This is a genomic window from Microbacterium sp. NPDC058389 (assembly GCF_042722305.1).
In the GTDB taxonomy this organism is placed as follows: domain Bacteria; phylum Actinomycetota; class Actinomycetes; order Actinomycetales; family Microbacteriaceae; genus Microbacterium.
On sequence record NZ_JBHXJQ010000016.1, the window covers coordinates 15,045 to 36,938 of the forward strand.

19 protein-coding genes are annotated in these 21,894 nt (G+C 72.2%); 15 read left to right on the forward strand and 4 right to left on the reverse strand.

All coding sequences use genetic code 11. From position 1 onward, the window contains the following. Window positions 1–204: 204 nt before the first annotated feature. From ACFWJ8_RS17370 to ACFWJ8_RS17430, 13 genes are all read left to right on the forward strand, one after another. Window positions 205–1,845: a TIGR04028 family ABC transporter substrate-binding protein gene (locus tag ACFWJ8_RS17370; protein ID WP_378813894.1), complete on the forward strand. Its 1,641-nt coding sequence runs from the start codon at window positions 205–207 to the stop codon at window positions 1,843–1,845. 13 nt (window positions 1,846–1,858) lie between these two features. Then, a complete protein-coding gene (locus ACFWJ8_RS17375) occupies window positions 1,859–2,836 on the forward strand; it encodes an ABC transporter permease (RefSeq protein ID WP_378813896.1) in 978 nt (325 codons plus the stop codon). Next, window positions 2,833–3,786: an ABC transporter permease gene (locus ACFWJ8_RS17380; RefSeq protein WP_378813898.1), complete on the forward strand. Its 954-nt coding sequence runs from the start codon at window positions 2,833–2,835 to the stop codon at window positions 3,784–3,786. The genes ACFWJ8_RS17375 and ACFWJ8_RS17380 overlap by 4 nt, the downstream gene beginning before the upstream one ends. Further along, window positions 3,783–5,429, forward strand: a complete 1,647-nt coding sequence (locus ACFWJ8_RS17385) for a dipeptide ABC transporter ATP-binding protein (RefSeq protein WP_378813900.1) — start codon at window positions 3,783–3,785, stop codon at window positions 5,427–5,429. Before ACFWJ8_RS17380 ends, ACFWJ8_RS17385 begins: the two co-directional genes overlap by 4 nt. Then, window positions 5,426–6,469, forward strand: coding sequence for a putative FMN-dependent luciferase-like monooxygenase (locus tag ACFWJ8_RS17390; RefSeq protein ID WP_378813901.1), 1,044 nt, complete (start codon window positions 5,426–5,428; stop codon window positions 6,467–6,469). The genes ACFWJ8_RS17385 and ACFWJ8_RS17390 overlap by 4 nt, the downstream gene beginning before the upstream one ends. Next, entirely contained in the window at window positions 6,466–7,107 is a 642-nt protein-coding gene (locus tag ACFWJ8_RS17395) for a CMD domain protein (RefSeq protein WP_378813903.1), read from the forward strand. The genes ACFWJ8_RS17390 and ACFWJ8_RS17395 overlap by 4 nt, the downstream gene beginning before the upstream one ends. After that, a complete protein-coding gene (locus ACFWJ8_RS17400) occupies window positions 7,104–7,730 on the forward strand; it encodes an alkylhydroperoxidase domain protein (RefSeq protein ID WP_378813905.1) in 627 nt (208 codons plus the stop codon). Before ACFWJ8_RS17395 ends, ACFWJ8_RS17400 begins: the two co-directional genes overlap by 4 nt. After that, window positions 7,727–8,395 (forward strand): FMN reductase, encoded by a 669-nt coding sequence (gene msuE / locus ACFWJ8_RS17405; RefSeq protein WP_378813907.1) that lies wholly within the window; start codon window positions 7,727–7,729, stop codon window positions 8,393–8,395. Before ACFWJ8_RS17400 ends, msuE begins: the two co-directional genes overlap by 4 nt. A gap of 98 nt (window positions 8,396–8,493) precedes the next feature. Further along, a complete protein-coding gene (locus ACFWJ8_RS17410) occupies window positions 8,494–8,958 on the forward strand; it encodes a helix-turn-helix domain-containing protein (RefSeq protein ID WP_378813909.1) in 465 nt (154 codons plus the stop codon). A 174-nt stretch (window positions 8,959–9,132) separates the two neighbouring features. Next, complete coding sequence (locus ACFWJ8_RS17415; RefSeq protein ID WP_378813911.1) at window positions 9,133–10,152, forward strand: pyridoxal-phosphate dependent enzyme; 1,020 nt, start codon at window positions 9,133–9,135, stop codon at window positions 10,150–10,152. Further along, on the forward strand, window positions 10,149–11,309 hold the full coding sequence (locus tag ACFWJ8_RS17420) for a cystathionine gamma-synthase (protein ID WP_378813913.1): 1,161 nt from the start codon (window positions 10,149–10,151) through the stop codon (window positions 11,307–11,309). Before ACFWJ8_RS17415 ends, ACFWJ8_RS17420 begins: the two co-directional genes overlap by 4 nt. A gap of 36 nt (window positions 11,310–11,345) precedes the next feature. After that, the gene (locus ACFWJ8_RS17425; protein WP_378813915.1) at window positions 11,346–13,361 is read left to right on the forward strand and encodes an NAD(P)-binding protein; all 2,016 of its coding nucleotides are present in this window, start codon (window positions 11,346–11,348) and stop codon (window positions 13,359–13,361) included. Window positions 13,362–13,868: 507 nt separating this feature from the next. After that, window positions 13,869–15,428, forward strand: a complete 1,560-nt coding sequence (locus ACFWJ8_RS17430) for an SLC13 family permease (RefSeq protein ID WP_378813917.1) — start codon at window positions 13,869–13,871, stop codon at window positions 15,426–15,428. 326 nt (window positions 15,429–15,754) lie between these two features. Here ACFWJ8_RS17430 and ACFWJ8_RS17435 read toward each other — a convergent pair whose 3' ends face one another. Further along, complete coding sequence (locus tag ACFWJ8_RS17435; RefSeq protein WP_378813919.1) at window positions 15,755–16,780, reverse strand: SDR family NAD(P)-dependent oxidoreductase; 1,026 nt, start codon at window positions 16,778–16,780, stop codon at window positions 15,755–15,757. 105 nt (window positions 16,781–16,885) lie between these two features. Between ACFWJ8_RS17435 and ACFWJ8_RS17440 the strand changes: the two genes are divergently transcribed. Continuing rightward, window positions 16,886–17,461, forward strand: coding sequence for a TetR family transcriptional regulator (locus ACFWJ8_RS17440; protein ID WP_378813921.1), 576 nt, complete (start codon window positions 16,886–16,888; stop codon window positions 17,459–17,461). A 15-nt stretch (window positions 17,462–17,476) separates the two neighbouring features. Here ACFWJ8_RS17440 and ACFWJ8_RS17445 read toward each other — a convergent pair whose 3' ends face one another. Further along, the gene (locus tag ACFWJ8_RS17445) at window positions 17,477–18,676 is read right to left on the reverse strand and encodes an FAD-dependent oxidoreductase (protein ID WP_378813923.1); all 1,200 of its coding nucleotides are present in this window, start codon (window positions 18,674–18,676) and stop codon (window positions 17,477–17,479) included. A 79-nt stretch (window positions 18,677–18,755) separates the two neighbouring features. Between ACFWJ8_RS17445 and ACFWJ8_RS17450 the strand changes: the two genes are divergently transcribed. After that, complete coding sequence (locus tag ACFWJ8_RS17450) at window positions 18,756–19,235, forward strand: MarR family winged helix-turn-helix transcriptional regulator (RefSeq protein WP_378813925.1); 480 nt, start codon at window positions 18,756–18,758, stop codon at window positions 19,233–19,235. Between the two features lie 107 nt (window positions 19,236–19,342). Here the strand turns inward: ACFWJ8_RS17450 and ACFWJ8_RS17455 are convergent, their stop codons facing one another. Further along, window positions 19,343–20,764: an aspartate aminotransferase family protein gene (locus ACFWJ8_RS17455; RefSeq protein ID WP_378813927.1), complete on the reverse strand. Its 1,422-nt coding sequence runs from the start codon at window positions 20,762–20,764 to the stop codon at window positions 19,343–19,345. Window positions 20,765–20,881: 117 nt separating this feature from the next. Next, window positions 20,882–21,880 carry a LacI family DNA-binding transcriptional regulator gene (locus ACFWJ8_RS17460; protein ID WP_378813929.1) on the reverse strand — a complete coding sequence of 333 codons (999 nt, stop codon included), beginning with the start codon at window positions 21,878–21,880 and terminating at the stop codon, window positions 20,882–20,884. Window positions 21,881–21,894 lie beyond the last annotated feature (14 nt).

The following is a 21,894-nucleotide window of genomic DNA, read 5'->3' on the forward strand; positions in this document are numbered from 1 at the left end:
GGGTGACTCCGGTTCCTCGTCGGCCCGGGCGTTTCGTCTCGCTTCGCTCGCTCAACGAGCGGGCATCTGTTACCCCGCATGACTCCCGGTGTCCTCCGCTTGCGGACGGTGAACGGCCGTGACGTCACGAAGAACGGGGGTGGGATGCCGCTCCCTAGCGTTGCCGACACACCTTGCAGCAACAGCCCGAACCCAGGAGAGAACATGTCCCGTCCCGCATCGCGAATCATCGCCGGTGCCGTCGCGGTGCTCGTCGCCGCGGCATCCCTCACGGCATGCGCGTCGCAGCAGCCCGCCGCCTCCGGCGGGGACGCCGCCGGAGACCCGGTCACCGGAGGCACCCTGACGTACCTCGAGTACCAGACGTACACGAACCTCTACCCGCCGCAGGCCGGCTTCTACCCCAACGGCGGCCTCGTCAACAACATCACCGCGCGTCTGACGTGGCAGAACCCCGAGACGCTCGAGATCGAGCCGTGGGTCGCGACCGAGTGGACCGTGAACGACGACGCGACCGAGTACACGTTCGACCTGCGCGACGACGTCACGTTCTCGGACGGCACGCCGCTGGACGCCGCGGCGGTCGCGAAGAACTTCGACACGTACGGACTCGGCACCCCCGACCTCGGCCTGACCGTGTCGGAGGCCATCAACAACTACGCGTCGAGCGAGGTCGTCGACGCCGACACCGTGACGTTCCGCTTCAGCGCTCCGGCGCCCGGCTTCCTGCAGGCGACGTCGACCATCAACTCGGGCCTGCTGTCGCCGGCCACGCTCGACCGCACGCTCGAGGAGTTCGGCGCGGGGAACGCCGCCGACATCATCGGCACGGGTCCGTTCACGATCACGGACGAGAAGCTCGGCACCGAGCTGACGCTGGAGGCACGCGACGACTACGACTGGGCGCCGCCGAGCTCGGAGCACCAGGGCCGTGCCTACCTCGACACGATCCACCTGATCGTCACGCCCGAGGACAGCGTGCGCATCGGCTCGCTGCTGTCGGGCCAGGCGGACTACATCCGCTACGTGCAGGCGTTCGACGAGGCGCGGGTCGAGTCCGGCGGCTTCGACCTGTACGCCCCGCAGACCCGCGGCGTGAACAACTCGCTGAGCCTCCGCTTCACCAACCCGATCCTCAGCGACATCAAGGTGCGCCAGGCGCTGGTTGCCGGCGTCGACAGCCAGGAGGTCGTCGACACCGTGTTCACCGCCAACTACCCGCGCGCCACGTCGGCGCTCAGCTCGACCGCCCTCGGCTACAAGGACGAGTCGGAGTACTACGAGTACGACCCGAAGAAGGCCGCGAAGCTGCTCGACCAGGCCGGCTGGGACGAGGGCGCCGACGGCATCCGCGAGAAGGACGGCCAGCGCCTGTCGCTCGACGTCTATGAGGCCAAGGCCCAGCCGCTGTCGAAGCAGACGCTCGAGCTCGTGTCGCAGCAGCTCAAGAAGATCGGCGTCGAGCTCAACGTCAAGTCGGCCGACGCCGGCAGCTACGCCGAAGACATCAAGGACCCGCTCAAGACCCCGCTGTACCACTCGATGGTCGGCCGCGCGGACCTCGACGTCATCAAGAGCCAGTACTACACGAAGAACCGCAACACGCTGCTGTCGGACGACGCGAAGCTCGACGAGCTGCTGCTCGCCGTCGCGTCCACGGCCGACCCCGACGCCCGCGTCGAGGCATCGCAGGCCGTGCAGGACTACCTCGCCGAGCAGGCGTACGTGATCCCGCTGTTCGAGGAACCGCAGGTCTACGGCGCCGCGCCGTACGTGCAGGGCATCGAGTTCGAGTCGGTCGCGCGCCCGCTGTTCTACGACGTGTGGCTCGACAAGAAGAAGTAGGACCGAAGAGTCGATGAGCTACGCGCTGAGACGCGCCGGGCAGGCCGCGATCGTTCTGATCGCGGCCTTCACGGCCACGTTCATCCTGCTGCAGCTGCTGCCGGGTGACGCGATCCTGATCAAGTACGAGGACCCCTCGCTCGGGTTGAGTGCGGAGCAGATCGAGCAGATCCGCGTCGCGTACGGCGTCGACTCGTCGTGGTGGGAGCAGTACTGGGCCACGCTGACGGGGTACGCCCATGGCGACTTCGGCTACTCGACGCAGTACGGCACACCGGTGCTGCAGCTCATCGGCGAGGCCCTTCCGGCGACGGCGGTGCTCGCGGGCCTCGGGTTCGTGCTCGCGGCGGTCATCGCGTTCGCCATCGCGTTCCTCTCGACGCTGTCGCCCTTCGGCTGGCTGCGTCAGGGGCTGCAGGCCCTCCCGGGCGTGTTCGTCGCGGTGCCGGTGTTCTGGCTCGGCATCCTCCTCATCCAGGTGTTCTCGTTCGGCCTGGGCTGGGTGCCGATCGTCGCGGCCGACCCGGCGGTGGGGCTCATCCTCCCCGTGATCACGCTGGCCGTGCCGATCTCGGCGCCGCTCGCGCAGATCCTCGTGCGCAGCATCGACGAGGTGCAGCTGCAGCCCTTCGTGACGGTGGTGCGCGCCAAGGGCGCGTCACCGTCGTGGGTGCTGTGGCGGTCGGTGGCGCGCAACGCCCTGCTGCCGACGCTCACGATCGCCGGCGTGCTGTTCGGCGAGCTGATCGGCGGCGCGGTCGTGACCGAGACGGTGTACGGCCGCACCGGCATCGGCCGCATCACCGAGCAGGCCGTCTCCAGCCAGGACATCCCGGTGCTGCAGGGCATCGTCGTGCTCGCGGCACTGACGTTCGTCATCGTCAACCTCGTGGTCGACCTGCTCTACCCGGTGCTCGACCCGCGGCTGCGTCGCGGTTCGCGCTCCGCACGCCCGTCCTCCGCCCCCGTCCTCCAGGAGGCCTCCGCATGAGCACTCAGACCAGCGAAAGAGTGGATGCTGCCACCGCCGCGATCGCGCGGGACGAGGCATCCGGAACCGTCCTCGACCCGGTCGCGCGTGACGCGGGCGCTCCCGAGGGCCAGCCGTCGCGCCGCGCGAACGTCGCACGGCTGTTCGCGCAGGGGCGACGTCCGTCGTGGACCCTCGTCGTCGCGGTCGCGGTGATCGTCATCGCCGTGCTGTGGGCGGCGGCGCCGTGGCTGTTCACGTCGTACGACCCGATCGACGGGGTCCCCGCGCAGAAGCTGTTGCCGCCGAGTCCCGAGCACTGGTTCGGCACCGACGCGATCGGCCGCGACCTGTACGCGCGCGTCGTGTACGGCGCGATCCACTCGCTGTCGGGCGCCCTCATCGCCGTGACGGTCGGCCTGGCGGCGGGCACGCTGCTCGGCGTCGTCGCCGGCTCGGTGGGCGGCTGGCTCGACGACGTGCTGATGCGGGTCGTCGACGTGCTGCTGTCGATCCCCGGCCTGCTGCTGTCGCTGTCGGTGATCATCCTGCTGGGCTTCGGCACGGTGAACGCGGCGATCGCCGTAGGCATCGGCAGCGTCGCGTCGTTCGCGCGGCTGTCGCGGTCCGAGGTGGTGCGCGTGCGTCGCACGGACTACGTCGAGGCGGCGTTCGGCAGTGGCGGCTCGTTCGCGGCTGTGCTGCGCCGGCACGTGCTGCCCAACTCGCTCACCGCGGTCGTGGGCCTGGCCGCGCTGCAATTCGGCGGCGCGATCCTCGCGATCTCGACCCTCGGCTTCCTCGGCTACGGCGCGCCGCCGCCGACCCCCGAGTGGGGCCTGCTCATCGCCGAGGGGCGCAACTACGTCGCGACGGCGTGGTGGCTCACGACGCTGCCCGGCCTCGTCGTGCTCGTCGTGGTGCTGAGCGCCAACCGCATCAGCCAGTCGATCGGAAGGAGGACGCGATGAGCGTGCTCGACGTGCACGACCTGCGGGTGTCGTACCAGACCCGCACCGGCCGTCGGGAGGTCGTCCACGGCGTCGACGTGACGGTCGAGGAGGGCGAGGTCGTGGCCCTCGTCGGCGAGTCCGGCTCGGGCAAGTCGACCACCGCGCATGCCCTCATCGGGCTGCTGCCGGAGGGCGGACGTGTCGACGGCGGTTCGATCGCGCTCGGCGGCGTCGACATCACCGGCTGGAACCAGAAGCGGCTGCGGAGCGTCCGCGGAGCGCAGGTCGGCCTCGTGCCCCAGGACCCGGTGTCGTCGCTCGACCCGGTGCGCCCGGTGGGCGTGCAGGTGGGCGAGATCCTCCGGGTGCACGGCGTCCGGGATGCCGCCGCCCGCCGCGGGCGCGTGCTCGAGCTGCTCGAGCGGGTCGGGCTCGACGACCCGGCGCTGCGGGCCCGGCAGTATCCGCACGAGCTGTCGGGCGGGATGCGGCAGCGCGTGCTCATCGCGACCGCGATCGCGCTGCGTCCGCGGCTGATCATCGCGGACGAGCCGACCAGCGCGCTCGACGCCACGGTGCAGCGGCGCATCCTCGACCTCATCGACGATCTGCGCCGCGAGGAGGGCACGGCGGTGCTCCTCGTCACGCACGACCTCGGAGTCGCCGCCGACCGCGCGCAGCGTCTCGTGGTGCTGAACCACGGCAGGGTCGTCGAGCAGGGGCCGAGCGCCGGCATCCTGTCGTCTCCGTCGGATCCGTACACGCGGCAGCTGCTGGCCGACGCGCCGGCGCTGGCGACGGAGGACTTCCGTCGCCCCGCACCGCCCCTGTTCCTGCGGGATGCCGCGGCCGCCGCGGCCGAGAACCCCTACGCCATCGTGGCCGAGGGGCTCGTCAAGGAGTTCGCGGTGCGCGGGCGCGAGGCGTTCCGCGCGGTGGACGACGTGTCGTTCCAGGTCCGCCGCGGCACGACCCATGCGCTGGTGGGCGAGTCGGGGTCGGGCAAGACCACGACGGCACGTCTCGTGACGAGGTTCCTGCAGCCGGACGCCGGTCGCATCGAGCTCGCCGACGCCTCCGGGGAGCTCGGCGACATCGCGGGGCTGCGCGGTGACGGCCTGCGGCAGCTCCGCCGCCGCATCCAGCTCGTCTATCAGAACCCGTTCTCGTCGCTGGACCCCCGCCAGAGCGTCGCGCAGATCGTCGCGGAGCCGCTGCACAACTTCCGCGAGGGCACGCGGGCCGAGCGCCACAGCCGCGCGGCGGAGCTGATCGACCGCGTCGCGCTCCCTGCCGACGTCCTGGAGCGCTCGCCGCGCGAACTGTCGGGCGGCCAGCGGCAGCGCGTCGCGATCGCCCGCGCCCTCGCCATCCGGCCGGACGTCGTCGTGCTCGACGAGGCGGTGTCGGCGCTGGACGTGACCGTGCAGGCACGCATCCTCGAGCTGCTCGAGTCGCTGCAGCAGGAGCTCGGGCTCACCTACCTGTTCATCTCGCACGACCTCGCCGTTGTGCGCCGCATCAGCCACACCGTGTCGGTGATGCGCCGCGGCCGGGTCGTCGAGGCCGGCAGCACCGAGGACCTCTTCTCGGCCCCCACCCACGAGTACACGCGCGAGCTGCTGGCAGCCGTGCCCGGACGATCGGAGGTCGCGGCATGACCGCGCCGTCTCTGGCCTTCTTCACCCGCCTGCTCGATGAGGCGCCACCCGCCGAGCGATACCGCCTCGCGACAGACCAGATCCGCCACGCGGAACGGTTCGGCGTCGGGCGCGCATGGGTCGCGCAGCACCACTTCCGCGCCGCGGAAGGCGGTCTCCCGGCGCCGTTCGTGTTCCTCGCGCACGTCGCCGCCGCGACGAGCGAGATCCGGCTCGGCACGGGCGTCGTGACGCTGCCGCTGGAGGACCCGGTGCGGGTCGCCGAAGATGCCGTCGTCGCCGACCTGCTGTCGGGCGGACGCATCGATCTGGGCCTAGGCAGCGGCGGCACCCCGTCGTCGTTCGTGCCGTTCGGGCAGGACGTCGCGGCGAAGGCGGCCGTGTACGACGAGAAGCTCACGGTGCTGGTCGACGCGCTCGCCGGCCGCGAGATCGGTGGCGGCAACACGCTGTACCCGCCGGCCGCGGGGCTGTCGGGCCGCGTCTGGCAGGCGACGTTCTCGCCGGCGGGCGGCACGCGCGCCGGTGTCCACGGGCACGGCCTGCTGCTCTCGCGCACGCAGCCGCGGCCGGTCGACGCACTCACCGCGAGCCTCGCCGAGCTGCAGCACCCGATCATCGACCGCTACCTGGATGCACTGCCGGACGGCGTCGCGCCGCGGGTGACGGCATCCCGCACCGTCTTCGTCGCCGATGACCGCTCCGACGCCCTGCGGTTCGCCGAGGTGGGACTCCGGCGCGCGGCCGAGGGCCTGCGGCGGTCGGGGCACCACCTGCCCGAGGACGCGCTCGACGACCTCATCGCCGCGACCGACACGCACCTCGGCACCCCCGAGGAGGTCGCGGCGTCGCTCGCTGCCGACTCGACCCTGTCGCGTGCGACCGAGGTCGCCTTCCAGGTGCACTCCGTCGACGCGCCGCACGACTTCGTGCTGCGGTCGATCGAGCTCTTCGCCACCGAGGTCGCCCCCGCGCTCGGCTGGGCCGGCCGCGACCGCTCCCTCGAACCCCTCGGCCGTCTCGGAAAGGAGACCTCATGACCACCCCTGAGCTCATCGAGGGCGTCGACGTCGTCGACGACCTCGTCGGCGTCCGCGCCGGCGACCCGCTCGACGCGCTGCGCCGCCGACGGCCCGTCACCCGCGACCAGCTGCAGGCCAGCTACGACGCCCTGTTCGCTCCCCTCGACGACACCGCGTTCCCGCTCGAGGAGCGCCTGCTCGTCGCCGCGTTCGCGACCCGTTCGACGGCCGACGACGCGACGGCGGCCTTCTACGCGGATGCCGCAGCCGCCGTCGACGCCCGGCGCACCGAGATCGTCCTGGCCGAGGCATCCGCCGCCGCCACGGCGGGGCCCTTCGGCGCCTACCGCGAGGACGGCCTCGTGGGCGAGAGCACCGACGGACGGCGGTACGAGCCCGGCATCGCTGCCCGCGACGCCTTGGGGGAGCGTCTCACCGCCGCGCTGGCGCACGCACACCTGCTCACGTTCCGGCCGCGGGAGGCGGATGCCGCCGCCCAGACGCGGCTCGTCGACGCCGGCTGGAGCGTCGACGGGGTCGTGACGCTGTCGCAGCTGGTGTCGTTCCTGGCGTTCCAGCAGCGCGTCGCGGCGGGACTTCGCGCCCTCGCTCCGTCCGTCTCCGCATCCGCATCGTCCGAGGAGGTCTCCGCATGACCGGCACCACGACCGAAGCCGTCGTCCTGACGCACGACGCGCCGCACCCCCACGCGTTCACGCGCGCCGAGGTGGGGTGGCTCCCGTGGCTGGAGCCCCTGCCCGTCGACGAGCTGACCGAGCGCCACTACGACGGCCTCGTCGACCGGCCGCGGGCGTCGAGCGACTACTTCCGGCTGCTCGTCCGCGACCCCGAGATCCTGCGTGCCCGCACGCTCGTCGACAAGGACATCTTCTACAACACCGCCGAGGGGCTGCCGCGTGCCGAGCGCGAGCTGGCAGCGACCGCCGCGTCGCGCGTCAACGGGTGCGTGTTCTGCGCCTCGGTGCATGCGCGCTTCGCGACGCACTTCTCGAAGTCGCCCGAGTTCGTCGACCGGCTGCTGGTCGAGGGCATCGACGCGGACCTCGGCGAGCGATGGAACGCGATCGTCGCAGCCGCGGCCGCCCTCACCGCGACGCCGCTCGCGTTCGACGAGACCCACGTGGCACGCCTGCGCGGGGCGGGCCTGGACGACCTCGAGATCTCGGACGTCATCCACGGCGCCGCGTTCTTCAACTGGGCGAACCGCCTGATGCTCTCGATCGGCCGTCCGGTCGCGCCCCCGGAGGACGCGTCGTGAGTGCCGTCGAGCTCGCGGCCGCGACCGCCGCCGGGATCGCGGCGGCGCACGGTGCGGCGGGGTCCTCGCATCCGGACGCCGGTGGCGGCGCCCTGCGGCCGCTGCGGGTGGTCGGGGTGTCGGGGTCGCTGCAGGAGCCGAGCCGCACGACGGCGCTCGTCCGCACGATCCTCGCCGGGGTCGCCGAGCGTGTCGCCGCCGAGACCGAGCTGGTCGAGGTCGCTGCCCTCGGGCCGGGCTTCGCCGGGGCGCTGCGCCGCGAAGACGTCGCCGCCGAAGTGGAGCACGCGCTGCGCGCGATCGAGTCCGCCGACCTGCTGGTCGTCGCGAGCCCGGTCTACCGCGCCTCGTTCACGGGACTGTTCAAGCACCTGTTCGACTTCGTCGGGCAGTACGACCTCGTCGGCACCCCGGTGCTCCTGGCCGCGACCGGGGGCGGCGAACGGCATGCGCTCATCATCGAGCACCAGCTGCGCCCGCTGTTCGGCTTCTTCCAGGCGCTGACGCTGCCGATCGGCGTGTACGCGTCCAACAGCGACTTCACCGATTACCGGCTGAGCTCGCCCGAGGTCGCCCGTCGCGTCGTGCAGGCCGTCGACCGCTCGCTGCCGCTCGTCGAGCAGGCCGCGCTCGTGCGCCGCTCGGAGTACGTCGCGACCTGGTGACGAGAGACGGGGAGTGGATGCCGCCGGCCGGGCCGGCGGCATCCACTCGTCTTCTCCGAGGCCCGTCATGAAAGCCCATCGCGGACGTCTTGCGTGGTGTGAGCTTCGAAGTCACCCCCACACGCCGCGGCACCGGCGGCTCGCCGTTCCTCACGGCGGCTGCCGCCGCCAAGCTCGCCGGGCTGACATCGACGACCCTCACCCGCCGTCTCGCCGACGGCGACCTTCCCGGCTACCGGTTCGGGCGGCGCTGGTTCGTGCCTGAGGCCGAGTTCCGCCGGCAGCTGCGCCGCCGCGCGTGGATGGTGCGCGTGGATGCCGAGGCGACGGTCATCCGCGAGCTCACGCGGACCCTGCCCGCGTTCCTCACGGGCGACGACCTCGAGCGGTTCTTCGGCGTGCGGCGCAATCTCCTGGCCGACGTGCTGCGGATGCCGTCGTTCACGAGCCGCGGCGGCGGCACCACGATCGCGGTGCTCGAGCGCACGCTGCAGAGCGCCCGCAACGGCTGCACGCCGTGCGTCGCCGAGGTCGTGCCGCACGGCATGTGCGGTGCCGCGTGACGCCGGTTTGCGGCCCGCATCTGTACGTGGCCTGAGCCCACCGTCTAGACTGGCGCCCGTGTTGACCTGTCGGTGTTGTCGCCCCTGCTGTTGAAGCCTCCGCTTCACGCAGACCTCCGCGACCCCTGACGACCCTCCGCGCCCGTGCGCGCGGCAACACCTGAGGAACCTCACGTGCGATACGCCCAGAGCGTCGCCGACCTCGTCGGCAACACCCCCCTCGTCCAGCTCACCCGCGTCACCGACGGCATCGCCGCCACGGTGCTCGCCAAGGTCGAGTACTTCAACCCCGGCGGTTCGGCCAAGGATCGCATCGCCGCCCGCATCATCGACGCAGCCGAACGCGACGGGCTGCTGCGGCCGGGCGGCACGATCGTCGAGCCGACCAGCGGCAACACCGGCGTGGGCCTGGCCCTGGTCGCCATCCAGCGCGGCTACCGCATGATCTTCGTCGTGCCCGACAAGTTCGCCGGCGCCAAGGTCGATGTGCTCAAGGCCTACGGGGCGGAGGTGGTCGAGACGCCCACGAGCGTGCCGCCGGAGGACCCCCGCTCGTACTACAGCGTGGCCGACCGGCTGGTGCGCGAGATCCCCGGGGCGTTCAAGCCGAACCAGTTCGCGAACCCCAACGGGCCGCTGAGCCACTACGAGACGACCGGTCCCGAGATCTGGCGCGACACCGACGGCCGCGTGACGCACTTCGTCGCCGGCATCGGCACGGGCGGCACGATCAGCGGCACCGGCAGATACCTGCACGAGGTCTCGGACGGCGCGGTGCGCGTCGTCGGCGCCGACCCGGAAGGGTCGATCTACTCGGGCGGGCCGCTGCACGCCTACCTCGTCGAAGGCGTGGGCGAGGACTTCCTGCCCGACAGCTACGACCCGTCGGTGCCCGACGAGATCCACCGCATCCCCGATGCCGAGTCGTTCGCCATGACCCGGCGCCTCGCCCGTGAGGAGGGGCTGCTCGTCGGCGGGTCGAGCGGCATGGCGGTCGTCGCCGCGCTGCGCACCGCCCGCAACCTGCCCGCCGACGCCGTCGTGGTCGTGCTGCTCCCCGACCACGGTCGCGGCTACCTCCAGCGCTTCTACGACGACGACTGGATGCGCGAGCACGGCTTCGACCTGCCGAGCAGCGGCCGCCCCGGCCCCGAGGCCACCGGAACCACCCCTCACGAAGGAGCACCCGCATGACCGAGCCCACCTCCGACTCCGGCTTCGAGACCCGCGCCGTGCACGCCGGGCAGGCGTTCGATCCCACGACCGGCGCCGTGATCCCGCCTGTGCACTTCTCGACGACATATGCGCAGGACGGCATCGGCGGCCTCCGCGAGGGGTACGAGTACGGCCGCAGCGGCAACCCCACGCGCACGGCGCTGGAGACGCAGCTGGCCGCGCTCGAGGGCGGCGCCCACGCCCTGTCGTTCGCGTCGGGGCTCGCCGCCGAGGACGCGCTGCTGCGCGCCGCGCTCAAGCCCGGCGACGAGGTCCTGCTCGGCAACGACGTGTACGGCGGAACCTACCGGCTCATCGCCCGCGTGCTGGGCGCGTGGGGAGTCACCGTGCGGGTGGTCGACATGAGCGACCTCGACGCGGTGCGGGCCGCGCTCGAGGAGCGCCCCGCGCGCATCGTGTGGGTCGAGACCCCGAGCAACCCGCTGCTGCGCATCACCGACATCGCCGGCCTCGCGCGCCTCGGCCACGACGCCGGCGCGCTCGTCGTCGTCGACAACACGTTCGCCTCACCTGCGCTGCAGCAGCCCCTGGCGCTCGGCGCCGATGTGGTGGTGCACTCCACGACGAAGTACCTGGGCGGACACTCCGACGTCGTCGGCGGCGCTCTGGTGATGAACGACGACGCCCTCTACGGCGAGGCGAAGTTCCTGCAGTTCGCCGTCGGCGCCGTGTCGGGCCCGCTCGATGCATGGCTCACCACCCGGGGCATCAAGACGCTGGCCCTGCGCATGCAGCGGCACAGCGAGAACGCGCAGGAGGTGGCATCCTTCCTCTCCGCGCACCCGGCGGTGGCCCGCGTGTACTACCCGGGCCTTCCGTCGCACCCCGGGCATGAGCTCGCGGCGCGGCAGATGAGCGGCTTCGGCGGCATCGTGTCAGTGGCCCTCGCCGACGCGGCCGCCGCCCGGCGCTTCGCCGAATCGACCCGGCTGTTCCAGCTCGCGGAGTCGCTCGGCGGCGTCGAGTCGCTCATGAACTATCCCGACGAGATGACCCATGCGTCGGTGCGCGGCACCGAGCTCGCCGTCCCGCCGGAGGTCGTGCGGCTGTCGGTCGGCATCGAGTCGGTCGCCGATCTGGTCGCCGATCTCGACGAGGCTCTCGCGCGGCTCTGACCCTGACGGGCCGGTTCGGGACCGTAGGCTCTGGGCATGACTGCGAGCCCTTCGTCGCCGCTGGCGCAGCCGCTGCGCATCGGCGCCGTCACGGTGCCGAACCGGCTCATGCAGACGGCGCACTCCAAGCAGTACTCCGACCGCGTCGAGTCCGACCGCGAGACCGCGTACTACGTGCGGCGGGCCCGCGGCGGCTGCGGGCTGTTCGTCGCGGGCAACCACTTCGTCCACCCGACCGGGTCGATCAGGGGCTTCGAGGACGCCTACCGCCCGGAGGGCGTCGCCGCGTCGAAGCGGATGACGGATGCCGTGCACGAGGCCGGCGCGAAGGTCTTCGTGCAGCTCAACCACCACGGCGCGCAGGCCCAGGCAGACGGTCCGGACGGCCCGCGCACGGTGTATGCCCCGTCGCGCATACTGTCGCCGTCCACCGCGCACGCCACCCGTGAGATGGACCGCGACGACATCGCGGCGCTCGTCGAGGGGTGGGCGCGGTCGGCCGAGCTTTCACGCGCGGGCGGATTCGACGGCGTCGAGATCCACCTGGCCCACGGGTACCTGCTGCACCAGTTCCTCTCGCCGCTGTACAACGCGCGCACGGACGAGTACGGGGGCGACCTCGACGGGCGCACGCGGTTCCCGCGCCGAGTGCTGCGGGCCGTGCGCGAGCGGGTGGGCGACGACTTCACAGTCGGCATCCGCATCGTCGCGAACGAGTTCCATCCGGACGGGCTCGACGGCACGGCGATGCGCGAGGCGATCGCGCGGCTGCGCGCCGAGACGCGCATCGACTTCCTCGACCTCGCCGCGGGCGGGTACCACAACGTGCACTACGTCTTCCCTTCGTCGCCGATGCCGTACGCGTGGCTGCGCGACGACGTGGCCGCGGTGAAGGCCGCCAACCCCGATGTTCCCGTGTTCGGCGTCGGCGCCGCGCGCTCCGTCGAAGAGGCAGAGGAGGTCGTCGCGTCCGGCATCGCCGACATGGTCGCCCTCACGCGCGCGCAGATCGCCGACCCCGACCTCGGCCGCAAGCTCGTCGGCCGTGCGCCGGTCGACGCCCCGAACACCGGCATCCGGCATTGCATCCGGCTGAACCAGGGATGCCTCGGCCGCGGCAGCCGCGGACTCCCGATGTCGTGCACCGTCAACCCGCTCGCCGGGCGCGAGCTCGAGCGCGGGCCACGCCCGATGGCCGACGCCCCGCAGCGGTGGATCGTGGTCGGCGGGGGACCGGCCGGCATGCGCGCCGCAGTGGAGCTCGGCCAGGACGGGCACGACGTCACGCTGCTCGAGCGCGCGACCGAGCTCGGCGGGCAGCTGCGGCTCGCCCGACAGGTGCCGGGCCGTGAGAGCGTCGGCCTGCTCGTCGACGACCTCGTGCGCGACCTCGCCGCCGCCGAGGTCGACGTGCGCCTCGGCGCCCTCGCGACCGCCGAGGTGCTGCGCGGCTTCGGAGCCGACGGCATCGTCGTCGCGACCGGCGCGGTGGCGCCGCCGACGACCTCCCTCGCGCTGGGCGGCGCGTACACCGGCGGGTTCCCGCTCCACGGCACCATCGACGCGTTCGCGGCGGCATCCCATCGCGGCGCACTCGGCCACCGGATCGTCGTGGTCGACGCCGACGGCACCGCGTACGCCGCCGGCATCGCGCTCATGCTGCTGCCGCACGTCGACGAGCTCGAGCTCGTCACCCCGTTCGAGACCGTGTTCCCGCACATCGGGGCGGGCTACGACCGCCCGCTGCTCCTGGAGCGCCTCGGGGCTTCGGGGCGCTTCCGGCGCCGCGCGGCGCACCGCGTCGAGCGCATCGCCGGTCGCGAGGCCGTCGTGCGCGACACCCTCACCGGACAGGCGACCACCCTCGCCGGCATCGACACCGTCGTGGCCGTCGAACCGCGCGCGTCGGTCGGCGTTCCCGGAGCTCGGGATGCCGCACCCCGGGTGGTGACCATCGGCGACGCGTTCGCGCCCCGCACGATCGACGCCGCGATCTTCGAGGCCGTCGAGCTCGCCTACGACGTCGCCGGACTGGCCGTGCTGCGCAGCTAAGCCTCTGCGCTTCGTCTCGTCGCTGCGCTCCTCGCTCGGCGACCGACTCCCGAGGCGATGCGAGGTGCACGTTCGGCAATGAGTGCCGTTGGTGGCTCGGTCGCCCCGGGTGTGCGCAGTGCGCTTCGTCTCGCTGGCGCTCGCTCAGCGTCCGGGGCTCGCCTGTGGGGTCATTGACGGTCGGCATCGATCGTCCGGTCGCTGAGCGAGGGAGGAACGACCGAGACGAAGCGCGTGCACGTTCGGCATCGACCCTCGGTCGCTGAGCGAGGGAGGAACGACCGAGACGAAGCGCGTGCACGGTCGGCATCGACCCCCGGTCGCTGAGCGAGGGAGGAACGACCGAGACGAAGCGCGTGCACGGTCGGCATCGACCCCCGGTCGCTGAGCGAGGGAGGAGGCTTCGCGTCGTCGCTGCGCTCCTCGCTCAGCGACCGACCCCCGAGGCGATGCGCGTGCGCGGTCGGCCGCCGGCACGCGCGCGAGGGGGGTGGCTACGCTGGGGCCGTGGACCCCGTCGCCGCAACGCTCGTCATCCTGGTGCTCGCGGTGATCGCGTTCGTCAGCAACCGCGTGCCGATCGGCGTGGTCGCGATCGGCGTGGCGCTGGCCCTCTTCTTCACCGGTGTGCTGACGCTCCCGCAGGCCCTTGCCGGGTTCGGCGATCCGACGACGCTGTTCATCGCGGCGCTGTTCGTGGTCAGCGAGGCGCTCGATGCCACGGGCATCACCGCCTGGGCGGGGCAGAAGGTCATCGGCCGAGCAGGGACGAAGCGCAACACGCTCGTCGTCGTCATCGCGCTGCTGGTGGCGGGCCTCACGGCGCTCATCAGCATCAACGGCGCGGTCGCGGCGCTGCTGCCGCTCGTGGTGGTCGTGGCGGCCCGCGCCGGGATCGCGTCGTCGAAGCTGCTGATGCCGCTCGCGTTCGCCGCCTCCGCGGGGTCGCTGCTGCTCCTCACCGGAACCCCCGTCAACATCATCGTGTCGGAGTTCGCCGCCGGCGCAGGGGGACGCGAGTTCGGGTTCTTCGAGTTCGCGCTGGTCGGCATCCCGATCCTCATCGGCACCGTCGCGATCCTGCTGCTCGGCGACCGGCTGCTGCCCGAGCGGCGCGGCGCCCTCATGCCGAAGGATCTCATGCGGCATGCCCGGCTGCTGCGCAGCCAGTACTCGCTGTCGCTCGACACCGGGACGCTCCTCGGGCCCGTGAACGGCGTGACCGAGGTGGTCGTGGCGCCCCGGTCGCCGCTCATCGGCAAGACCCTGTGCGCCGGGATGACGACGAAGCGGGGCGACCTGGTCGTGCTCGCGGCGCGTCGCGGAGACGAGCAGCTCAAGGGTGCCGAGTTCGTCGTGCAGGCAGGTGACGCGCTGCTGCTGCAGGGTGCATGGGACGACCTCGCGCGCCGCGCGAACGAGCCCGGGGTGCTCGCGGTCGACGACCCCGCGCAGCTGCGGCGATCGGTGCCGCTCGGCCGCGGTGCGAAGCGCGCGGCGGTGATCCTGCTCGCGATGGTGGTGCTGCTGGCGACCGGGCTCGTGCCCCCGGTGGTGGCGGCGCTGCTGGCGGCGTGCGCGCTGGTGCTCACCCGCACCGTGACGGTCACCCAGGCGTACCACTCGATCTCGTGGACCACCGTCGTGCTGATCGCGGGCATGATCCCGCTGTCGACGGCGTTCATCAGCACCGGCACCGCCGACCTCGTCGCGGGAGGGATGCTGTCACTCCTCGGCGACGCCGGCCCCCAGGTCGCGCTGCTCGCGCTGTGCGCGCTGACGGTCGTGCTGGGGCAGCTCATCAGCAACACCGCCACGGTGCTGATCGTGGCGCCGATCGCGATCTCGGTCGCGCAGGCGATGGGTGTCTCGGTGCAGCCGTTCATGATGGCGCTGACCGTGGCCGGCGCGGCCGCGTTCCTCACGCCGATCGCGACACCGGCCAACCTCATGGTGATGGACCCCGCCGGCTACCGCTTCGGCGACTACTGGAAGCTCGGCCTCCCGCTCGCGATCTTCTTCCTGCTGGTCGCCGTGTACTACGTGCCGCTGATCTGGCCCTTCTGACTCACGCCGTGCCGCCTGCCTCGGAGATCACGCGAAACTCGGATGCTTGCGGCCCAGGTGTCCGAGCTCCGCAAGATCTCCGAGTCTGGCGGCGGGGCCTGGGGTCGTCCGGCCGGCCGGGCGGCGGCATCCACCCCCTGGATTCGCGGGGGCGCCGGGGTTCGACCTGTCAGGCGTCCGGGGGTGGGCGCCGCCCGACGTTCGGAGATCACGCGAAACTCGGATGCCTGCGGCCCAGGCTTCCGAGATCCGAGAGATCTCCGAACCTTGCGCGGACATGGCGACGCCCCGGCCGTCGGGTCGGCCGGGGCGTCGCGGTCAGGGCGTCAGGCGGCCGACCAGCCGCCGTCGCTGGCGAGGTTCTGGCCGTTGACGTTCACGCCGTCGTCGCTCAGCAGGAACGTGATCGACGCGGCGAGGCGGTCGGCGGTCACGGGCGGCGTCATGAGCGCCATGCCCGCCTGCACGCGCTCGGCGCCCAACGGCGAGTTGAACTTCGCCTCGATGTTGGTGATCACGCCGCCGGGGGCGACCGCGTTGACGCGGATGCCGCTCGGGCCGTACATGAACGCGCTCGACTTGGTGAGGCCGACCACGGCGTGCTTCGACGCCGTGTAGGCCGCGCCGGCGGCCGAGCCGCGCAGCGACGCCTCGGACGACGTGTTCACGATCGAGCCGCCGCCCTGTGCGAGCATCGCGGGGATGACGGCGCGCATGAGCTTCATCGTGCCGGTGACGTTGACGCGGAACACGCGGTCCCACACGGCGTCGGTGACCTCGCCGACCGGGGTCATGTCGTCCATGATCCCGGCGATGTTGGCCAGTGCGTCGATGCGCTCGCCGGCGGCCTCGATGATGCGGGCCACGCCCTCGTCGTCGGTGATGTCGGCGGTGAGGGCGACGACGTCGGCGCCGTCGTGCGCGGCGACGAACTCGTCGAGGCGCTCCTGGCTGACGTCGACCGCGATGACGCGGCCGCCTTCGCGGGCGACACGCGACGCGGTGGCACGACCGATGCCCGAGCCGGCGCCCGTGACGATCACGGTCTGGCCGGTGAAGCGGCCCGCGCTGATCTTCTCGGCCCACTCGGCCTTGGGGGTCTCGTCGGCGGCGACCTCGGGGACGCCGTCGGGGTTGACCTGCGCGATGAGCGCGTCGAGGGCCGCCTGCGGGAACGCGCCGCCGCTCATGGCGACGAGGTTCGAGATGGGCAGGGCTGCGATCGGCGCGAGCGAGTCCGCGGTCTGTCCGCCCTGCGCGAGGAGGCCGCGCAGTGCGGCGCCGCCGGCGGCGTCGTCGAGCCAGGTCTGGATGGTGGATGCTCCGGTGAGGGGAGCGGGGGTGGTGCTCATTGTCTTCCCTTTCGTTGGCAGTGCATCGGGGCTGCGGGTCCGGGGGACGAGGATCCTTCGGGGCGGCTCCTACCGGACAACTATGTCCGGTACTAGGCTACACCCGTGCACAGCACCGCATCCCCCCGTGCGGAGACCCGCCAGAATCGCGGCCCCGCCGCCGCCGCCGACAATCGCCGCGCCCTCATCGCCGCTGCCCGCGAGGTCTACGCCGAAGGAGGGCTCGCCGCCCCCTTCAGCGCCGTCGCCAAACGCGCCGGTGTCGGGCAGGGCAGCCTCTATCGGCATTTCCCCGACCGCACCGCCCTCGCCGTCGCCGTGTTCGAAGACAACGTGCGCGACCTGGAGGAGTACACCGCGGCGCCCGACCGCACCATCGAAGACCTGCTCGACCGCGTGGTCGATCAGGCCGTGGTGTCGACGGCGTTCATCCAGCTCGTGACGGCCGACCTCACCGATCCCCGCGTCGCCGTCCTCGGTGAGCGCTTCTATGGCGTCGTCGAACAGCTGGTCGCGCGGGACCATGCCGCCGGCCGCATCGGGGACCACGTCGAGATCGAGGACGTCACGATGGCCACCGGCATGCTCGCCACCGAGCTGGCGAGGACGGATGCCGCGGCCCGGCCCGCCGCGTCGGCCCGGGCTCGCCGCCTGTTCCGGGCGGCCTTCGCCCCGCGCTGACCAGCCTCGATGCGGTCAGGCGGGGAGAGCGGTCGTGTCGTCCCACGCGACGCGGTGGTTGTAGAGGTGGTTGTTGCGCGTGTTCTGCGTCGCGTTGCGCAGGAACAGCGGCAGCATGAGGTCCCGCATCGCCACGGCGACACGTGAGCCACTGGTGGACTTCTGGCGGCCGATGGCGCGCGAGTACTTGACGACCTCCTCGGCGCGGGGCCGGCGGGTGCGCTCGTACACGGAGAAGGCCCGCTCGTGGGTCGCCGAGTCGCGCAGCAGCCGTGCGAGCGTCGCAGCGTCCTCGAGGGCGAGCGATGCGCCCTGGCCGGCGTTGGGCGACGTGGCGTGGACGGCGTCGCCGACGGCGACGACGCGGCCGCGATGCCAGTGAGGCACATGAGGCAGGTCGTAGATCGGATACGCGCCCACGGTGGTGGCCGCGGCGAGGATCTGCGGCACCGGGAAGGGGTCGTCGGCGTGCAGCTCGCGCAGCTCGGCGAGCCAGTCGTCATCGGAGATCGCGCGCAGTCTGTCGCGGTCGAGCTCGGGGCTGGTGGGATTGGCGAACCAGTACACCTCGCCGTCGTCGCGCACGAGGTAGCCGAAGAAGCCGCGCGCGCCGAAGATCATGCGCTGCACGCCGGGGGTCGGCGGGAGTCCGGGCACACGGGAGAATCCGCCGACGCTGAGCAGTCCGGAGTACAACGGCTCCGGCGCGGCCGGATCGATCCATCGACGCGTGATGGAACCGACGCCGTCGCAGCCGATGAGGATGTCGCCGGAGGCGCTCGTGCCGTCGGCGAAGTGCGCGGTGACGCCGTCCGCGTGCTCCTCGATGCGCTCGAGGCGCGCGCCCCAGGTCGTGGGGACGCCCTGCTCGGTCATCGCGTCGCGCAGCACCGCGTGCAGCTCGTCGCGACGGACCACGACGCTGCCGCGCTCCGGCTCGCCGGCCGGCCCGTTGGGCACGGTGCCGAGGAGGCGATCGCGTCCGCTCCACATCTCCATGTAGGGGCACCGATGGCCCAGGGCGACGAGTCGGTCGCGCAGGCCCAGCAGGTCGAGCACCGTGAGCCCGTTGGTGGCGACGTTGAGGAACAGGCCGCCGTGCGCGGTGGGTGCCGGCCGCGCCTCGAACACCTCGGCGTTCCAGCCGGCCTTCTGCAGGAACAGGGCCGTGGCCGGTCCGGCGACCCCTCCGCCGATGATGAGCGCCTTGGGCATGGGGGTGGCCTTTCGATAGTCTGAGAGCGAAACAGAGAGTCTCTATGAGAGAGTCTCTCGATATTAGAGAGAATAGCAGATGTCGGATCCGGCCTCCACCCGTGCCGTGGCGATCGCCCGCCAGGGCGAGGTGATGCGCGACTTCATGGCGCGCGCCGTGCTCTTCCAGGAGGCGGTCGCGCGGTCGGGCGGCCTCAACGGCTCCGACCTGCAGGCGGTCGGCCTTCTGCTCAGCGAAGGCCCGGCGACGCCGGGAGAACTGGCGTCCCGCCTCAGGCTCACCGCCGGCGGGGCGATCACGACGATGATCGACCGGCTCGAGCGGGCCGGCTACGTCACGCGCACGCGCGACGACGCCGACCGCCGCAGGGTGATCGTCACGGCGATCCCCGAGACCGTGATGGCGCGCGTCGGCCCCGTGTACGAGGGCGTCACCGCCCGGTGGAACGAATACCTCGACACGCTGACCGACGAGCAGCTCGACTTCGCGAACGAGTTCCTCGCCCGTGCGGCGGCGTTCAACAGCGACGAGGCCGAGGCGCTGCACCGGAGCTCATAGCGCGCCGGCGCAGAGGAGTGGATGCCGCCGGCCGCGGCTGGGCCCACGCGGCCGGAGGCGCCACGCGACGCGTCAGCGGCGCGTGGACAAGCCGTGGGGACCACGGATCACAGCCGCGTCCACGCCTCCGTCAGCACGCCGCGGAGGATCTGCTCGATCTCGTCGAACTCGGCGGGGCCGATCGTCAGCGGCGGCGCGAGCTGGATGACGGGGTCGCCGCGGTCGTCCGCGCGGCAGTACAGCCCGGCGTCGAACAGCGCCTTGGAGAGGAAGCCGCGCAGCAGGCGCTCCGACTCGTCGTCGTCGAAGGTCTCCTTGGTGGTCTTGTCCTTCACCAGCTCGATGCCGAAGAAGTAGCCGTCGCCGCGGACGTCGCCGACGATCGGCAGGTCGGTGAGCTTCTCGAGCGTGGAGCGGAAGATCGAGGAGTTCTCGCGGACGTGCTCGTTGAGCCCCTCCTCCTCGAAGATGTCGAGGTTCTCCAAGGCGACGGCGGCCGAGACCGGGTGCCCGCCGAAGGTGTACCCGTGGTAGAACGCGGTGTCGCCGTGCGCGAACGGCTCGTAGATGCGGTCGCTGACCACGGTGCCGCCCAGCGGCGAGTAGCCGCTGGTGACGGCCTTGGCGAACGTGATCATGTCGGGCTGGTAGCCGTAGGCGTCGCACGCGAACATGTGGCCGATGCGGCCGAACGCGCAGATGACCTCGTCCGAGACGAGCAGCACGTCGTACTTGTCGCAGATCTCGCGCACGCGCTGGAAGTAGCCGGGCGGCGGTGGGAAGCATCCTCCCGAATTCTGCACCGGCTCGAGGAAGACGGCGGCCACGGTGTCGGGCCCCTCGAACTGGATCATCTCCTCGATGCGGTCGGCGGCCCACACGCCGAACTCCTCGAGGCTCCCCGTCGGGGCGCCCATGTCGGAGGCGCGGTAGAAGTTCGTGTTCGGCACGCGGAACCCGCCGGGCGTGAGCGGCTCGAACATCGCCTTCATCGCGGGGATGCCCGTGATCGCGAGGGCGCCCTGCGGCGTGCCGTGGTAGGCGACCGCCCGCGAGATGACCTTGTGCTTGGTGGGCTTGCCCTGCAGCTTCCAGTAGTACTTGGCGAGCTTGAACGCGGTCTCGACGGCCTCGCCGCCGCCGGTGGAGAAGAAGACCTTGTTGAGGTCGCCGGGGGCGTACGACGCGATGCGGTCGGCGAGCTCGATGGCTGCCGGGTGCGCGTACGACCAGATCGGGAAGAACGCGAGCTCCTCCGCCTGCTTCGCCGCGGCCTCGGCGAGGCGCTTGCGACCGTGGCCGGCGGCGACGACGAACAGGCCGGCGAGGCCGTCGATGTACTGCTTGCCCTGCGAGTCCCAGATGTGGTGGCCCTCGCCCTTGACGATGATCGGGACACCGGGCCCCTCGGTCATCACCGACTGGCGTGCGAAGTGCATCCAGAGGTGGTCCTTCGCCATCTGCTGCAGCTCCGCCTCGCTCCTCGTGGGGCGGCCGGTGCGGGCGGGACGTTCGGTCGAGAGAGACATGAGTGGCCTTCCGTCAGACGTGTCCTCACGCTACCGGTGCGGCTCGCCCGCCCGGTAGGGCGTTCTGTGCTGAGTGGATGCCGGTCCCGTCGGTCCGTCCGGAGGCCGGGGTCTGCGTCAGGTGGAGCCGCGGGGGATCAGGCGCGTGGGCAGCACGATCGGAGCGGATGCCAGGGTCGCACCGGCGGCCGCATCGGTGAGGGCCGTGACTGCTGCGGCGGCCATCTCGCGGATCGGCTGTCGCACGGTGGTGAGCGGCGGGGTGAGCCAGCGTGCGCTGCGGAGGTCGTCGAAGCCCACCACGAGCACGTCGCCCGGGATGCTGCGGCCCGTCGCCGCGGCGGCGGCGTACACGCCCGCGGCCATCTCGTCGGAGCACGCGAACACCCCGAGCCGCTCGCCCGGGCGCAGCCGCCGCAGCAGGGGGAGCGCGGCGTCGCGGGCGGCCGCGGCGCCCCAGTCCGCTTCGAGCGTGACGGCGTCGGCGCCCGGCCGCACCTCACGCAGCCCCTCGGCGAACCCCTCGTGCCGTGCGCGCCCGTACCGGTACGGCGGAGAGCCGACGACGATCGCGAAGCGCGTCGCGCCGCGGTCGGCGAGGTGCAGCGCCGCCGTGCGCGCACCGGCGCGGTCGGTCGTGCGGACGCTCGTGAGGCCGCGCGACGTCTCTGCCTGCGGGTCCATCAGGACCACCGGGATGTCGGCGTCCGTCAGCGCCGCGAGCTGCGACGCCGTGGGCGAGATGAGGCCGAGCATGACTCCGGCCGAGCCGCGCCGCCGCACCCGCATGGGCCAGTCGTCGTCAGGGGTGTCGCGCTCCTCGGTGAGGACGAGGTCGTAGCCGGCGGCGGCGGCCGCGCTGCGGGCACCGGCCGTCACCTCGTCGGAGTAGGCGTTGTGGTATCCGCCGAGCACGAGGTCGACGAGCCGTGCCGAGCCTGATGGCCGGCCGCCCACCGCGGGGTCGCGCGCATACCCGAGAGCGCGCGCCGCGGCGAGCACGCGACGGCGCGTGGCGGGGGCGAGGTCGCCGCGCCCCGACAGCGCGCGCGAGGCCGTGCCGATGCTCACGCCGGCGCGTGCGGCGAGGTCGGCGAGGGTGACGCGGGCGGGCACCCGACCACCTTCGC

Bases quoted from the DNA above. Each gene is read 5' to 3' on its own strand.
- ACFWJ8_RS17395 (WP_378813903.1), top strand. From the start codon at position 6,466: ATGACCACCCCTGAGCTCATCGAGGGCGTCGACGTCGTCGACGACCTC.
- ACFWJ8_RS17380 (WP_378813898.1), top strand. From the start codon at position 2,833: ATGAGCACTCAGACCAGCGAAAGAGTGGATGCTGCCACCGCCGCGATC.
- ACFWJ8_RS17435 (WP_378813919.1), bottom strand. From the start codon at position 16,780: ATGAGCACCACCCCCGCTCCCCTCACCGGAGCATCCACCATCCAGACC.
- ACFWJ8_RS17455 (WP_378813927.1), bottom strand. From the start codon at position 20,764: ATGTCTCTCTCGACCGAACGTCCCGCCCGCACCGGCCGCCCCACGAGG.
- ACFWJ8_RS17400 (WP_378813905.1), top strand. From the start codon at position 7,104: ATGACCGGCACCACGACCGAAGCCGTCGTCCTGACGCACGACGCGCCG.
- ACFWJ8_RS17445 (WP_378813923.1), bottom strand. From the start codon at position 18,676: ATGCCCAAGGCGCTCATCATCGGCGGAGGGGTCGCCGGACCGGCCACG.
- ACFWJ8_RS17370 (WP_378813894.1), top strand. From the start codon at position 205: ATGTCCCGTCCCGCATCGCGAATCATCGCCGGTGCCGTCGCGGTGCTC.
- ACFWJ8_RS17390 (WP_378813901.1), top strand. From the start codon at position 5,426: ATGACCGCGCCGTCTCTGGCCTTCTTCACCCGCCTGCTCGATGAGGCG.
- ACFWJ8_RS17385 (WP_378813900.1), top strand. From the start codon at position 3,783: ATGAGCGTGCTCGACGTGCACGACCTGCGGGTGTCGTACCAGACCCGC.
- ACFWJ8_RS17420 (WP_378813913.1), top strand. From the start codon at position 10,149: ATGACCGAGCCCACCTCCGACTCCGGCTTCGAGACCCGCGCCGTGCAC.
- ACFWJ8_RS17425 (WP_378813915.1), top strand. From the start codon at position 11,346: ATGACTGCGAGCCCTTCGTCGCCGCTGGCGCAGCCGCTGCGCATCGGC.
- ACFWJ8_RS17450 (WP_378813925.1), top strand. From the start codon at position 18,756: ATGTCGGATCCGGCCTCCACCCGTGCCGTGGCGATCGCCCGCCAGGGC.
- ACFWJ8_RS17375 (WP_378813896.1), top strand. From the start codon at position 1,859: ATGAGCTACGCGCTGAGACGCGCCGGGCAGGCCGCGATCGTTCTGATC.